Genomic DNA, 14,892 nt, shown 5'->3' with positions numbered 1-14,892 from the left:
CCCGCCATGACTATCTCGCGTCGAAAATTCCTTGTACTGAGTCTTTGCTCGGCTACGTCCGTCGTGGTCGCCAGCGAAGCCCGGGCGGAGGAGCCCATACTGGCCGAATCGGATGAGCAGGCCCGGCGCCTCGGCTACCGGGAAGTCGCCACGAGCGTGGATCGAAAGCAATTTCCGGCTTATGTACCGGGCCAGGACTGCAAGAGTTGTTCGTTGTTTCAGGCGTCGACGGACGACAAGTGGGGAGATTGTCTGCTGTTCAGCGGCAAGCGGGTGGCCGCAGCAGGGTGGTGCAGTTCGTATAGCACCATGTAAGCCTGGAGATGGCGGAGTCGGACGGCGCGCATCGACCTGCACGCGCCGTCATGAACGCCAGGAACCTGGCTTTTATTCGCCCTTGGCGGGACGCCCGGTCTTGACGGTTTCGAGCGCCGAAAGCGCGGCGAGCAGCCGCTTCGAAGAAGCCGAATCGAGCAATTGCAGGCCGGCGCGCAGCAACTCGCTCTTCTTGACCGTGACGCCAGCGTCCAGGCACTTGCGCTTGAGCAGCGCGAGACGCTCGTAGTCGGTCCTGGGCATCGTGAAGCTGTCACGAATGACCTTCTCTTTCTTCGTACGCTTGCCCTTGGTCTTGATTGCGGCGTCCTGAGCGGCAACCGACCTGGCCAGCTTTGCCGCAGCCGCGTCGTTCGCGGCGGATTTCGTGCGGCTGGCCTTCTCCGCGCGTGCGGACTTCGAAGGCGTTTCCGCCTTGGTCGTCAACTTACGTTGCGCTTTTTTTGCGTCGGCCGAGGTCGGGAAGAAAAAAGCTTTCTTGGTGGGCTTGCGGGCAATGACGGTGGACATGCGAAAAACTCGATCAGGAACGAGCTAAACAGTATATACGGTTTAGCTCGTTTTCCGGACCCCGCGGGCGTGAAATCACGCCTCAACCATGCCAGGCCGAGCAGCGGATCACGCTACAGAAGTTGCCGGCATGAAAATGCGGGTCCTTGTCGGCGAGCACATCGGCCTTCACATTGCCGAACGTCGTCGCGGGCTTATGGCGAATGCCGTCGTAGAAAGCCTGGATGATGTCCTCCTTGAAGTGCTCCGTGCGCGGATGCGCATGCACGACGGCGTGGCGCTCGGCCTCGCTGTATTCGTGATACGTGAGGCCCAGCACGTCCATCTCCACGCCCGCTGTCACGAGCGCGATGACCGGATGCATATGCTGAGGAATCCCAGGCGTGGTGTGAAGCGCGATGGCGGTCCAGACCAGATCGAGATCGTGCTGCGCGATGCCGCGTGCGCGCAGGAAATCGCGCGCCGCGTTCGCGCCGTCCACCTCGAAGCGCTCGTGCTCGCTGCTGTGCGAATGCATGAGGCCGACGTCATGGAACATCGCGCCTGCGTAGAGCAGTTCGGGATCGAACTTCAGGCCGCGATGCTGGCCCGCGAGTGCGCCGAAGTAGTAGACGCGGCTCGAATGATGGAACAGCAGGGGCGATTCGGTGTCGCGTACGAATTCGGTGATTTCGCGGGCGAGTTGGCTATCGGGAATGGTGGGGATGGCAAGATCGAGGCTCATGGTCAGACTCCGTTGGGGGGAATGGAATCCATTCTGGCCTGTGCTAGCATTGTCCTCAATTGACTGAGGCAGTCGAATTCTGCCATTTCGCGCGCGATCCGGACACATGCTGGAATGTGTGCTGCGAGCCTCGCGCAGGAGCCCGACCCCATGCCGAAAATCATCGCCATTCTCGCGCTGCCCGGCGTACAGCTGCTCGATGTGAGCGGACCACTCGACGTGTTCGCGCAGGCCAATATCGAGGCGGGGCGCCCCTACTACGACCTGCGCGTGGTCGCCTGCCGTCCGGGGCCGATCCGCAGCTCGTCGGGCGTGCGCCTGTTGCCCGACGAGGTGGCGGGCAAGCCACCGGAGCGCGCCCAGGAGCGCATCGACACGCTGCTGGTGGCCGGCGCGCCCGATGCCGCCACGGCCCAGCTTGCGCCCCGCGTACGCGACTGGCTGCGCACGACGGCCTCGCGCGCGCGGCGCTTCGGCTCGGTCTGCACCGGCGCCTTCGCTTTGGCGGCCAGCGGCCTGCTGGAGCGGCGCCGCCTGACCACCCATTGGGCCAGCGTGGAGGCGCTCGCGCAGGCCTGCCCCACGGTCGCCATCGAAGCCGATTCGCTCTATGTGCGCGACGGCAAGTTGCGCACGGCGGCGGGCGTGACGGCCGGGCTCGATCTGGCGCTGGCGCTCGTCGAAGAGGATCTGGGCCGCGAGATCGCCATGCAGGTGGCCAGCCAGCTCGTGATGTTCTTCAAGCGGCCCGGCGGCCAGTTGCAGTTCAGCCGCAAGGGCGAGACGCGTCCGGCGGGGCGCTCGGCGCTCCAGGAGGTCCAGCGCTGGGTGGCCGCGAATCCGGCGCTCGCGCATCGCGTGCCGGATCTGGCCGCGCGCGTGGGACTGAGCTCGCGCCATTTCGCGCGCCTGTTCCAGGCCGAGGTGGGTCTCACGCCCGCGGCGTGGGTGGAGGCGGTGCGCGTCGACGCCGCGCGCGCGCTGCTTGAGGCGGGGGGCGAAGCGCCCAAACGCGTGGCCGCGCGTTGCGGGTTTGCGAACGCCGATACGCTGCGGCGCACCTTTATCAAGCACGTTGGCGTGTCGCCTGCCGAGTATCGACGACGCTTCGGCGGCCCTGCTGAGGAGCCGGTTTGACTTCGGTATGCGGATTGCTTCGCATTGCCGATTCGTCGGGCATCAAAATGCCAGGAGAAGGTTAATTTTCGGACACACTTCGTCGATCCCGGCGATAATCGCGACCAAGGATTTGACGGCTGCGCAAGCCATGCAGACGGCATGCGCGTCCCGGCAGACGGTGAGTCTGCGCGCAGCCAATCCCGCATCACACGATTCAGACGCACCCGCAAAAGCCAAAGCGAAGCCGTACGGGGACGCCCCGATTTGGGGCATACGGCATGAACCATGCAGCGCATGACGCGCACGGATCCAGCGAGGTCGTCGAGGCGCGATGGTTGCGCACGAGACGATCTGGCGCGGGCGCAGCAGACCGACCGCCACTTCGCCGATGCGCGAGTGCAACAGGCAGTGCCGGCGCGCCGACGCCACGCGCCGGGCGACGAAAACAAGAATCCACGCGACAACCTTTATGTATTCGATCTTGCCCGCGTTCGTATCCGCCTTGTTTCTCGGATTCGGCGTGTACGTGCTCCTGACGGAAGGCGTTTCGCGCCTTTCGGTGCCGTTCGCGCTGATGTGCGCGACCACCTTCGTCTGGCAGGGTACCTGGGCCTTCCTGTTCCAGACCGCCGACGCCGATCTCGCCGACGCGCTCGTCAAGTTCGGCTACCTGTTTATCCTGTTCCTGCCGACCACCTACTATCACTTCACGATCGAGGTCACCGCGCGGCGCAGCGAGCGGCCGCTGCTGGTGGCGTCCTACGGCTTGAGCCTCGTGCTCGCCATGCTGCTCGCAGTGAGCGACGAAGTGGTGGCGGGCTACGGTACGTTCTTCTTCGGCAAGTATCCGCATGCCGGGCTGCTGCATCCGGTGCACGTCGCGCAGACCGTGCTGCTCGCGCTGCGCTGCGGCTGGCTGCTGTTTTCGGCGCGCCGTCAGACTCAGGCGCGCGATCGTCGCCGGCTGCTCGATCTGTGTCTCTTCAGTCTCGGCCTCTATGGCGTGGCCGCGACCGACTACGCGGTCAACTACGGCATCGCGTTCTATCCGGTCGGCGCGGTGTTCATCGCCGTGAGCTTGGGGCTCCTCGCCGTCACCATCGTGCGCTATGGCCTGATGCGCCCGTATCTGATCGCCGCGACCGTCGCGCATGAGGTCGCCACGCCGCTCGCGGCCATCGGCATGCATGCGGAAGAGATCGGCAACGTGTTGCCCGAACTCATGCGCGGCTATCAGCTCGCCGTGCAGCATCAGCTTTGCGTGGATGGCCTTTATCCGGGGCAGTCGGAGCGGATTTCGTCGCTGGCGACGTCGATCCGGCGACAGGTGGACAGCACCAGCACCGTGGTCGAAATGTCGCTCGCGTCCTTCACGCTCGACCGGCTCGATCGCCGCAGCTTCGAGGCCTATCCGATCCGCTCCTGCGTGAACGCGGCGCTCGAACGTTTTCCCTTCCGTCCGGGCGAGCGCGAACTGGTGCACGTGTCGCCGATCGATCCGCAACTGAGCTTTTCGGGCTCGGATTCGCTGGTGGTGTTCGTGCTGTTCAACCTGCTCAAGAACGCGCTCTATGCGATCCTCACGGGCGGCAAGGGCAACGTGGAGATCGAGGCGACCAGCGAGGCCGGTTACTGCGTGCTGCGCTTCAGCGACACGGGACCGGGCATTCCGGCCGATGTGCTGCCGCGCATCTTCGAGCCGTTCTACTCGACCAAGTCGCATGGCAAGGGCGCGGGCATGGGGCTGGCGTTCTGCCGCCGGGTGGCCGACGCACTGGGCGGGACGATCGCCTGCGAGTCGGTGCAGGACGTGGCCACTACCTTCACGCTGTATCTGCCGGAGCCGGGTTCGTCCGCGGATCGTGCGATCGACGATGCATCGGGCAAGCCCCGCCGCTGGACGGCGGGGCAGGATTACGCGGGTTGATGAGGTCGAGGCCGTCAGCGTTCAGTCATTGCCCGGCTTCGACATGGGTGCGTCTTGATCGCGATGCAGACTGTGGCCTTAGCGGCGGGCAACCGGCAGAACGATTTCATATTCCTTGACGCGCTCGATGATCCCCGGCGGGAAACGGCGAATCCGCTTGTCGGTACCGGCAAAGAGAATCTGCTGGTAGCCGAGCGAAACGGGACGCCCGTCCACGCAAAAGCGAAACACGAGATACGCGGAGCATTGCCGCACCTGGAACGTGTTCATGTAGCAATCGACGCGCTGGAACGGGAACGTCTCTTGCACATATTCCTGATGCGCGCGCTTCGTGACGAAGACGCCGCCTGCCGCCAGCAGGTTGTTATGGATGCATTCGTGGAACCAGCGTTCGCGGCAAATGCCCTGCCACTCGAAGTAGCGGGCGAAGTAAGTGTTCATGAAGGCATTCGAGTCCTTGAGGTAGATATCGATGACGTGATGGAAGGTCTTGGTGGGCGTCGCCTCCATGATCTCGTCGGAAAAGCCGTTGGCGCCACGGGAGAGCACTGCGGGAATCGATTCACGTGCGTTCATAAGATGAACTCCAGATGCGAATGTTGCGAATGGCCGCTGGCGGCGGCCGCGCATGCCTTCGATGTTTGAAGACATGCCCCCAATTCTCGTCGCGTTCTCGTTACGTTTACTGGCCGCCAATACCGTGTGATCCACATAGCGTCGCCTTGCGTGCGCGCAAACGATTTCGTGCGCGAGGCGGGCTTGACGTGCATGTGGCATAAGGTGCAGCAGCGGGTGCAACAGCGCAGGGACAACGGTTGCCGAGCCTCTCGCGAGGCCGCATAATCTGGCAGCGATGGCATCGCGATGCGTTGCGCGTGGATCGGCCTGACAGGTGTTGGCGAGGCAGGACCACGAGGCAGAAACACGACGCAGAATATTTCGCAGACCGTCGCGAGCAATGAGGCATATACATGAGTTCGATCGTCAGGCAGCCGGTTTTCTACCCCGTATCCGTGGTCTTTCTCGACGACAGCGCGGATTTTCTTCACGCATTGCGCGGTTTTTTCCCGCATGCGGCCACCCACCACTTCTTTACCTCGCAGCCCGAGGCGCGCGCGTTCATCGAAGCGGCCAGCGCGCGTAGCGCACGCCATAGCCCCATGTCGGGCGCGGCGTGGTCGGAGTTCGAAAAGAAGGGCGGCAATGCGCTAGGCCACGACGCGATGGCGGACGCCACGCGCTTCGAGGACGTGGCCGCGATCGTGGTGGACTACGACATGCCCGGGCAGGACGGGCTGGAGTTCCTCGCTTCGGTGAAGGACGCCAACTGCACGCGCATTCTGCTGACCGGCACCGCCGACGAATCGCACGCCGTGGATGCCTTCAATGCGGGCCTCATTCACTTCTACGTCAAAAAGTCCGATCCGGCCATGACGCGCAAGCTCACGCAGGCGCTCGCCAACGCGCAGCAGAAGTTCTGCGCGCAGCATGGCCATATCGGCGTGCACGGGGTGGGCGCGGTCTACGCGGACCGGCGCACGAACGAGGTGCTGCATGCGCTCGCGCAGCGTGAGCGCATCGTCGAATATTATTGGCGGCCCGAACAGAACGCAGTGCTGACCTTCGACGCACTCGGCCAGGCTGGCGTGTTCCTCGCGTGGGATGCGCACGACTGGGACGCGCAATGCGACGTGGTGACCGACGAAGGTGGTCCTGGCGCCTTGCGTGACGAAATGGAAGGGCGCCGCATCATGCCGGTGTTCTGGCCCAACGAGGCGTATCGCCCGGGTATGGAGCGCGTGGAGTTTGCCGTGCCGGAACCGGTGCCGGGCTCGCAGGATATCTATACGAGCTGGACGCGCATCGAAGGCGTGAATCTGGCGCCGGGATTCGATACCTATGCGCAATGGTTGCGGGCGCAACGAGAAGCCTGAGCTTCTCTCGATACCTTATGCGGGGCGCGCGCTTTAATTTTCGTTAATCGCGCGCCCTGTCCTCATCAGAACGTTTCCCAGTCCTGTTCATTGCCGACCGTGGCGGGCGCGGAGGTTTTTGGCGCAGGCTTAAGGGCGGGACTACGCTGGGCCGCTACGCGTTTCTCCTGCCTGACGGGTACGGGCACAGCCTTCGCCGCTTGAGGCTTGCGCGCCGTGCTCGCTACGGGCGATACGGGCGACGCAGCCACCGTTGCTGATTGCGCGCCCACCCGGAACACCGCCACCACCTCGCGCAGGCCGCCCGACTGCGCCGCCATCGACTGCGCGGCCGCCGAGGCTTCTTCCACGAGCGCCGCATTCTGCTGCGTGACTTCGTCCATCTGTGCCACCGCGCGATTGACCTGCTCGATGCCGGTGTGCTGCTCCTCCGACGCCGCCGCGATCTCGCCCATCAGATCGGCCACGCGCCGCGCCGACTGCACGACTTGATCGATCGTCGCGCCCGCTTCGTCGACGAGTTTCGAGCCTTCCGCCACCTGCGTGACCGACTGCCCTATCAGATCCTTGATCTCCTTGGCGGCGCTCGCGCTGCGCTGTGCGAGCGTGCGCACCTCGCCCGCGACCACCGCGAAGCCGCGACCCTGTTCGCCCGCGCGCGCCGCTTCGACGGCGGCATTGAGCGCGAGGATATTGGTCTGGAACGCGATGCCATCGATCACGCCGATGATCTGCTCCACGCGCTGCGAGGTCTGCGAAATGCCGTGCATGGTCGTGACTACGCGACGCACCACTTCGCCGCCGCGCGCGGCCACATCCGACGCATTGGCGGCGAGCGTGTTGCCCTGGCGCGCATTGTCGGTGTTGTGCTTCACGGCGGCCGTGAATTGCTCCATGCTGGCGGCCGTTTCCTCAAGCGACGCGGCTTGTTCTTCGGTGCGCGAGGACAGATCCAGATTGCCCGCGGCGATCTGCTGCGCGCCCGTCGTGATCGATTCGGCCGAGGTCTGGATGCGTTGCACCGTGTCCACGAGCTGATGTTGCATCTGGCTCATCGCGTACAACAGGCTGCGATCGTCGCCGGGCGCGAGACGCACCTGCGCCGTGAGATCGCCCGCGGCGATGCGCTCGCAGATATCGGTGGCGTAGTCGGGCTCGCCGCCGAGACTCGCGCGGATGCTGCGGATCAGCCAGAGCATGCCGAGCGTGAGCGCCACGCCGATCAGCGCGACGAGCGCGAGATTGCGAATCAGCGCGCCCTGGAAAGCCTCGTCGATATCGTCGACATAGACACCCGTGAAAAGATGCCAGTCCCAGTCGGGCACGACGTCGGCGTAGGTGATCTTCTCGACCGGGCTGCTGTGACCCGGCTTGGGCCACACATACGTGCTCACGTGATTGCCGCCCGCCGACGAACTCTTCACGATCTCCAGCGCCACGTGCGTGCCGTAGGGATCGACCATGTTCGCCTGGCTTTTGCCTTCCAGTTCGGGCTTTGGCGGCACCAGCAATGCGACGGCCGAGCTGTCATAGATGCCGAAATAGCCGCTCTGGTCCGCGCCGTAGCGCAGGCCGCGCAGCGCGGCGATGGCCTGACGCTTCGCATCGTCGACGGAGAGATGGCCTTGCGCCGCCTCCTTCTGATAAAAGCTCACCACGCCGAGCGCGGTTTGCGTCTCCTGGGCGAGCGTGCCCGTGCGGTCGTCGAGCATGCCTGTGCGCGTCATGATGGCATTGGCGACGACCATCACCACGAGGGCGATCCATAGCAGCGCGACGATGCTCCACGCTTTTTGATTCAACGACAGTCGCTTCACGTTCTCCGTATCCTCCAGGCCTGGCTGCTGCGTGCGGCAGCCCAAGGTTCATGGTGCAAGGCGATACATGGCCGCCTTCCCGACATGTTTATCGGCGCGAAGGTGGGAGAACTGAAGGCATGTAATGCGCGCTGGATAAGCTTTTGCGCGTTTGCTTAAAGGCGTTGTCGACGTGCGGCAAGCGGGTATTTGTCTGATCAAAAGACGCCGCCCCCGGTCGATCAACGTTGCATGGACAACAATCTGCCGAGATCGATCAGCGTCGCGCAGCCTCTCCCGCAGGCGCGCCCATCATCGCCTGATACTTGAGCGGCGTGATGTTGAGCACGCGCTTGAACATGACCGCGAAGGTGTTCGCATCGGCGTAACCCAGGCGCGCAGCCACTTCGGGGATCGGCGTGAGCGTGGCGAGCTGGCACATGGCCTCGCACACGCGCATCTGCTCGCGCCATCTCGCGAAGGGCATGCCGGTTTCGCGCTGGAAATGCCGCGCGAGCGTGCGCGAACTCGCGCCGAGCCGGTCGCCCCAATGCTCCAGAGACTCCGCATTGGCCGGGTTCGCGATCAAGGCCTGGCAGATCTTCTGCAAGCGCGCGTCCTGCGGCATGGGCAGGCGGGCAGCGTCGGCGGCGGCGTTGGCCAGATCGAGGTCGTCCGTTGTGAGTGTCGGCGCCGCGCCCGCCGGTTGTGCGATCGCCGTGGCGATGAGATGGGCGATCAGTTGCGCGAGCACGTCGGCGAGGCTGCCTGGCGCATGGCGTTGCACCGGCTCGGCCATCATCGCGAGTATCGCCTCGCGCAGCAGGCCGTTGACGGCCAGCAGGCGCGCTTCTTCACCATCGGGAATCGGGCAGGGCTCGATATAGAGCGTGCGAAAGGCAACCTGGCCGACCATCTCCAGTTCGTGCTCGACGCGCGGCGGCACCAGCAGCGCGCGATCCGGGCCGACGATCCAGCTCGCGCCGGGCGTGCGCACGCGGATCAGGCCGCTCGTGGCGTAGAGCAGTTGCGCGCGCGGATGCGTATGCGCAACTTCGCGCGTGCCCGACTCGTACTCGATGGCCTGGCCGAACACGTTAGGGAGTTCGCGGCGCACGTTGGGAGCAGGAGAAGTATCGGCGATGGTGGCCATTTGATTCGATAAAGAAGTAAAAACATCTGAAGCGGACGATTATTGTCCTTTGGGCGTCTGAAGTTGTCCACCTCTGCGACTCAGGCCCTTGTATCATTCACATCCGACAGGTCGCAATCGCTGTGCATACCGCCGACCGTCTTCCAACAAGCTCAAGTCCCCCCGAAAAGCGCATTCGCTGGTGCCCGTGACGCCATTGTCCGGGATTTTCTGGCTTTCGCAAATGGAATAAGAAGCATTATCATTAACATTCATTCGGTAAAGCGACGATGAAGGGACGTAAGAACAACATGACGGGGCAGCGCGGGTTGCCGGTTCGGCTCGTTGCCGGTGAGCGGCGTCGACACCTAAAACGCGAACGGCAAGATCAGCCCGAGCACGTACATCGGTAACCCGAACGACGACTATTTCCGCCGCACGCAGTACGCAGTGGGCTACAAGTTTGTCGTCGGCCCGCTTTCGTTCATCGGCCTGATGGCGCCGCACATGGTCCGGCAGATGGGCGTGCGCCGCGCGGCCCCGGCCATGCTGGCATCGGCGCTGCTTGGCGCGCTGCTGATGGTGTTATCGGATTGGGCCGGTCGCAATCTGTTGTTCCCCCTGCAGATGCCGGCGGGCCTGCTGGCGATGATCGCGGGCGGGCTGTATCTGATGGTGTCGCTCGCGCGCTAGTGTGTGGCCCTGCGCCGCGCCCAGCCTTCACGCGACCCGCCTCGCCTCATCGAACAACGCGAAATCGGCTTGATCGACTACCGTCTGAACCTTCCCGCCGCGACTCCGCTGACGATATCGGCGGCGATGGTTTCGGGGGACGCCGTATCGTCGTTGAGCGCATCGCCCGCGCTTTCGCCCGCAAAAAGCGTGTAAAAGCCGCGCAGGTTCTCGTACTCGGCGATTCTGCCCGCGTCGCGCCCGGCGGCGCGCAGCGCGCAGGTTTCGATGCTCGGGCGCAGGAGTACGAAATGCAGCGGGATGTCCTTGACGATCGTGCGCAGCGTGTCGAGCATCGCGGGGGGCACCGAAAAGTCGAGCACGACGTGAAAACCCGAGCGTGCGAACGGCAGGCAGGCCGCCGTCATCGACCGGATCAGGATGCGGAAATTTTCGTGCCGCTCGCGGGCGTCGGGCTTGACGATGAATTTCCAGAAGCGGTCGCCCTCGATGCAGGCAACCGGTTGGGGCAGCAGCGGAATGAGCGCGCGCGTCACGGCGGTCTTGCCGCTGCCGGGCGGCCCGCTCAGGACGATGATCTGGCCGCGCGGGTCGGGCTGGCCGTTGGGCTCGTGCTGACCGTTCTGATCCGGTCGGCCCTGGGGTTGAGTCGTTGGCATCTGGGCCTCGCGGTGCAAGGCGGGCGCGGCGCGCTCGGGCCGTTTCAGTATAGTGCCGCGCGGCCTTACGCGATCAAGGGGCCGCCTCTCCCAGGCCTGACGATTCGATCGCCTCGATCAGCGCCTTGAGCACGCTCTGGATCGCCGACGACAGACGCCGCTCGCGCATCGTCGTCACGTAGAGGCTGCGCTGGCGCAGTTCGGGTTCGTCGATGGGGCGCGCGACGAGCGTGAGTTCGTCGGCGAGCGCCGTCAGCCCCGCGAGCGAGAGCCGGCTGCCCAGCGTGATCGCGCCCGCGAGCGCGGCGAACGCGTGCAGCGCGCTCGAATTGTTGCTCGTGAGGATGGGGTTCAGCTCGATCCCCTGGCGCGCGCAGCAGGCGTCGATCAACTGGCGCGCCGTGTTGCCGCGTTCGAGCAGCGCGATGGGGTAAGCCGCGAGATCGGCAAGCGTGAGCGTGTCTTGTTGCGCGAGCGGGTGCGTCGCATCGAGCAGCGCACACACGCTGGCCTGCGCGCTGTACTCCACGCTCACTTTCGCGGGATCGCCACCCGTAAACGACAGCCCCAGATCGACCTCGCCCGACGCGACCCAATGCTCGACCTGCGCGGGCGTGCCCGCGCGCAACATGAAATGCACCTGCGGCAAGGCCGCGTGATGATGCGCGAGCACGCTCGGCAGGAAGGAGCGCGTGAAACCCTCGGTGCAGCCCAGACGCACGATGCCGCGGCCCAGTGCGCGGTCCGTGGCGATTTCCGCGAGCACCGCGTCGGCTTCGAGCAGCGCGCGGCGCGCATGGGCGGCGAGCCGCTCGCCCGACTCGGTCAGCACCATGCCGCGCGGCATGCGCTCGAAGAGCGCGGTGCCCACGTCCTCTTCCAGTTTGGCGATTTGCCGGCTGATGGCGGAAATCGCCACATGCAGCGTCTGCGACGCCGCGGCGAGCGAGCCGGTGCGTGCCACTTCCACGAAGTAGCGCAAGGCGATGCCGTGCAGCATGGTCGGTTGATCTCCCTTGACTGGATTGCCGTTGCGTTGCCGTTTTGGCAATGCTATCCGCAAAATTTGAAATTGTTGCGAATTTTTGACGTTCATAGACTGGGCTCATTCCGCTGATTTCCACAGCGGACAAAACGAGAGAAGCCCCATGAGCGCGACAGAGACGATTGAGCAGAACCCCGTGCAACCCGCGATCCTCGCGGCTGGCGGGCCGCGCGAGCAAGCCGTTGCGGCGGCGCTCGGACGCTACGATTGCGGCGCTTTCCTGCACGATCTCGAACGCCGCGTCGCGTTTCGCTCGGAGAGCCAGAACCCGGCCCAGAGCGGCGCGCTGGCCGCGTACCTCAACGACGAGATCGCGCCCGCGCTGGCGGCGCTGGGTTTCACGAGCCGCGTCGTCGCGAACCCGGCCTTTGAAGCCGATGCCAACGACGCCCGCGCCCCGTTCCTGATCGCCGAGCGCATCGAAGATCCCGCGTTGCCCACCGTGCTGACCTATGGCCACGGCGACGTGGTGCGCGGCTACGACGAACAATGGCGCGACGGGCTCAAGCCCTGGGAAGTGCGCGTGGAAGGCGACCGCTGGTACGGCCGTGGCACCGCCGACAACAAGGGCCAGCATTCGGTGAACTTCGCCGCGCTCGCTGCGGTGCTTGCCGCGCGCGGCGGCAAGCTGGGCTACAACGTCAAGGTGATCTTCGAGACCGGCGAGGAAATCGGCTCGCCGGGCCTGAACGAAGTCTGCGCGGCGCACCGCGACGCCCTGGCCGCCGATGTCTTCATCGCCTCGGACGGCCCGCGCGTGAGCGCCGAACGCCCGACGCTCTTTCTCGGCTCGCGCGGCGGCGTGACCTTCGAGCTGCGCGTGGACCTGCGCGAAGGCGCGCATCACTCGGGCAACTGGGGCGGCGCGCTGCGCAACCCGGCCATCGTGCTCTCGCATGCGATCGCGAGCCTCGTGGACCGGCACGGCGCGATCGCCGTCGACGGGCTGCGTCCGCCGCCGATATCGGCGAGCGTGCGCGCCGCGCTCGCCGACATCGAACTGGGCGGCGACGAGAACGCCCCCGCCATCGACGCCGACTGGGGCGAGCCGGGCCTCACGCCCACGGAACGCGTGATCGGCTGGAACACGCTCGAAGTGCTGGCTTTCAAGGCCGGCAATCCCGACGCGCCCGTCAACGCGATTCCGCCGCGCGCCCACGCGACCTGCCAGTTGCGCTTCGTGGTGGGCACCGACTACCTGCGCGTGGGCGAGCATCTCCAGGCGCACTTTGCGCGACTCGGTTTCGGCGAAGTGCAGGTGCGCGTCACGCAGACCTCCGCCGCCACGCGTCTGGACCCCGACGACGCCTGGGTCCACTGGGCGCTCGCCTCGCTGCGCGCGAGCACCGGCAAGAAGCCCGCGCTGCTGCCGAACCTGGGCGGCACGGTGCCCAACGACGTGTTCGCCGAAACACTCGGCCTGCCGACCTTGTGGGTGCCGCACTCGTATCCGGCCTGCGCGCAGCACGCGCCGAACGAGCATCTGCTCGGCAGCGTCGCACGCGAGGCGCTCGCCGTGATGGCGGGTCTCTGGTACGACCTGGGCGACGATGCGCGCCGTCTTGCCCGCCCACGCTAGCCGCTCAACGCCAGCCGTTATTCGCTACCCACGCTCACGCACATCGGGAAGACCATCATGACCACGACACCGTCCACCACGCAGCCTGGCAAACGGCGGCCGAGCCTCACGCAGATCGTCGTCGCCACCTCGGCGGGCAATGCGCTCGAATGGTTCGACATCGCGATTTACGGCTTTTTTGCGGTGTTCATCGGCAAGCACTTCTTTCCGGCCGCGAGCGAGACCGCTTCGCTGCTGCTGACCTTCGGCGCATTCGGCGCTTCGTATCTGGTGCGCCCGCTCGGCGGCATGGTGCTGGGCGCCTACGCCGACAGGCGCGGGCGCAAGGCCGCGCTGATGCTCTCCGTGAGTCTCATGATGCTCGGCACGGCGATCATCGCACTGGTGCCCGACTACGCGACGATCGGCATGGCCGCTCCGCTCGCGGTGCTGGCGGCGCGCCTGATTCAGGGCTTCTCGGCGGGCGGCGAGTTCGGCGCGTCGACGGCGATGCTGATCGAACATGCGCCGCATCGGCGCGGCTTTATCGCGAGCTGGCAGTTCGCCACGCAAGGGCTTGCCACGCTGCTCGCGGCCTCGTTCGGCTACGGTCTCGCCAAAGGCATGCCCGCCGCCGATCTTGCCGCGTGGGGCTGGCGTCTGCCGTTCTTCTTCGGCTTGCTGATCGGGCCGGTGGGGCTTTATCTGCGCCGCTTCATCGAAGATGCCGAAGACTTCACGCACGCCGCGCGCACCGAATCGCCCGTGCGCGAAGTGTTCGCCCGGCAAAAGCGCCTCGTGTTCGTATCGATCGGACTGCTGACGGTTTCGACGGCGGTGAACTATCTGCTGCAATACGTGCCGACCTTCGCGATGCGCGACCTGCATCTGGGCGCGGCCACCGGTTTCGGCGCGACGATGGTGGGCGGCGTGATCCTCACGGTGGTCACGCCGTTCGCGGGGCACCTCTCGGATCGCATCGGCCGTCGCCGCCAGATGACGTGGGTGGCGCTGCTGTTCGCGCTCACCGCGTATCCCGGCTTCGCATGGGCCACCTCGCAGGCCAGCGCTGCGCCGCTCTTCGTGCTGATCGCGTGGCTCGCGCTGCTCAAGTCGATCTACTTCGGCGCGCTGCCCGCGCTGATGGCCGAGATCTTTCCGGCCGCCACGCGCGCCACGGGCATGGCGATCGGCTACAACGTGGGCGTGACGGTGTTCGGCGGTTTCACGCCGGCCATCGTCACCTGGCTGCTGGGCGCGACCGGCGACAAGAGCGCGCCGAGCTACTACCTGATTCTCACGGCCACGATCAGCCTCGCGGCGCTTGCGTGGGTGAGCCGTGTGCCGGGCGATGGGCTCGCGCGCCGCGCCGCTGCTTGAGGCGTGCGCGACGTGAAGGTGCGAGACTTCACGATGTAACGGTCGGTGTGATAGTTTGTCTGACGGAAAAGGCGGCGTG

The 14,892-nt window shown here is 65.5% G+C and carries 14 protein-coding genes; 7 read left to right on the top strand and 7 right to left on the bottom strand.

The window, feature by feature from the left end:
- Positions 1 to 6: 6 nt before the first annotated feature.
- Positions 7 to 315 carry a high-potential iron-sulfur protein gene (locus U5782_RS14920; protein ID WP_322044597.1) on the top strand — a complete coding sequence of 103 codons (309 nt, stop codon included), beginning with the start codon at positions 7 to 9 and terminating at the stop codon, positions 313 to 315.
- Positions 316 to 387: 72 nt separating this feature from the next.
- Here U5782_RS14920 and U5782_RS14915 read toward each other — a convergent pair whose 3' ends face one another.
- Positions 388 to 846, bottom strand: a complete 459-nt coding sequence (locus U5782_RS14915; protein ID WP_322044596.1) for a hypothetical protein — start codon at positions 844 to 846, stop codon at positions 388 to 390.
- A gap of 82 nt (positions 847 to 928) precedes the next feature.
- The gene (locus U5782_RS14910) at positions 929 to 1,570 is read right to left on the bottom strand and encodes an HD domain-containing protein (RefSeq protein ID WP_322044595.1); all 642 of its coding nucleotides are present in this window, start codon (positions 1,568 to 1,570) and stop codon (positions 929 to 931) included.
- A gap of 150 nt (positions 1,571 to 1,720) precedes the next feature.
- Here U5782_RS14910 and U5782_RS14905 point away from each other — a divergent pair, with 150 nt between their 5' ends.
- Both U5782_RS14905 and U5782_RS14900 read left to right on the top strand, forming a co-directional pair.
- Positions 1,721 to 2,707 carry a GlxA family transcriptional regulator gene (locus U5782_RS14905; protein WP_322044594.1) on the top strand — a complete coding sequence of 329 codons (987 nt, stop codon included), beginning with the start codon at positions 1,721 to 1,723 and terminating at the stop codon, positions 2,705 to 2,707.
- Positions 2,708 to 3,158: 451 nt separating this feature from the next.
- Positions 3,159 to 4,616, top strand: a complete 1,458-nt coding sequence (locus U5782_RS14900; protein ID WP_322044593.1) for an ATP-binding protein — start codon at positions 3,159 to 3,161, stop codon at positions 4,614 to 4,616.
- 78 nt (positions 4,617 to 4,694) lie between these two features.
- Here U5782_RS14900 and U5782_RS14895 read toward each other — a convergent pair whose 3' ends face one another.
- Positions 4,695 to 5,192, bottom strand: a complete 498-nt coding sequence (locus U5782_RS14895) for an acyl-CoA thioesterase (protein WP_322044678.1) — start codon at positions 5,190 to 5,192, stop codon at positions 4,695 to 4,697.
- 395 nt (positions 5,193 to 5,587) lie between these two features.
- On the opposite strand from U5782_RS14895, the gene U5782_RS14890 reads away from it, so the two are divergent.
- A complete protein-coding gene (locus tag U5782_RS14890) occupies positions 5,588 to 6,550 on the top strand; it encodes a response regulator (protein WP_322044592.1) in 963 nt (320 codons plus the stop codon).
- Positions 6,551 to 6,615: 65 nt separating this feature from the next.
- Here U5782_RS14890 and U5782_RS14885 read toward each other — a convergent pair whose 3' ends face one another.
- Positions 6,616 to 8,367 (bottom strand): methyl-accepting chemotaxis protein, encoded by a 1,752-nt coding sequence (locus tag U5782_RS14885; RefSeq protein WP_322044591.1) that lies wholly within the window; start codon positions 8,365 to 8,367, stop codon positions 6,616 to 6,618.
- A gap of 256 nt (positions 8,368 to 8,623) precedes the next feature.
- Complete coding sequence (locus U5782_RS14880) at positions 8,624 to 9,499, bottom strand: helix-turn-helix transcriptional regulator (protein ID WP_322044590.1); 876 nt, start codon at positions 9,497 to 9,499, stop codon at positions 8,624 to 8,626.
- Positions 9,500 to 9,928: 429 nt separating this feature from the next.
- On the opposite strand from U5782_RS14880, the gene U5782_RS14875 reads away from it, so the two are divergent.
- Positions 9,929 to 10,171 (top strand): iron chelate uptake ABC transporter family permease subunit, encoded by a 243-nt coding sequence (locus U5782_RS14875; RefSeq protein ID WP_322044589.1) that lies wholly within the window; start codon positions 9,929 to 9,931, stop codon positions 10,169 to 10,171.
- 77 nt (positions 10,172 to 10,248) lie between these two features.
- Here the strand turns inward: U5782_RS14875 and U5782_RS14870 are convergent, their stop codons facing one another.
- Positions 10,249 to 10,830, bottom strand: a complete 582-nt coding sequence (locus U5782_RS14870; protein WP_322044588.1) for a phosphotransferase-like protein — start codon at positions 10,828 to 10,830, stop codon at positions 10,249 to 10,251.
- A 73-nt stretch (positions 10,831 to 10,903) separates the two neighbouring features.
- Positions 10,904 to 11,830: a LysR family transcriptional regulator gene (locus U5782_RS14865; protein ID WP_322044587.1), complete on the bottom strand. Its 927-nt coding sequence runs from the start codon at positions 11,828 to 11,830 to the stop codon at positions 10,904 to 10,906.
- 148 nt (positions 11,831 to 11,978) lie between these two features.
- Here U5782_RS14865 and U5782_RS14860 point away from each other — a divergent pair, with 148 nt between their 5' ends.
- The gene (locus U5782_RS14860) at positions 11,979 to 13,454 is read left to right on the top strand and encodes a M20 family metallopeptidase (protein WP_322044586.1); all 1,476 of its coding nucleotides are present in this window, start codon (positions 11,979 to 11,981) and stop codon (positions 13,452 to 13,454) included.
- Positions 13,455 to 13,511: 57 nt separating this feature from the next.
- Positions 13,512 to 14,813 (top strand): MFS transporter, encoded by a 1,302-nt coding sequence (locus U5782_RS14855; RefSeq protein ID WP_322044585.1) that lies wholly within the window; start codon positions 13,512 to 13,514, stop codon positions 14,811 to 14,813.
- Positions 14,814 to 14,892: the final 79 nt, after the last annotated feature.

It is taken from the genome of Paraburkholderia sp. J67 (genome assembly GCF_905220265.1).
GTDB lineage: Bacteria > Pseudomonadota > Gammaproteobacteria > Burkholderiales > Burkholderiaceae > Paraburkholderia.
This window is presented reverse-complemented; position numbering and strand designations above follow the sequence as displayed.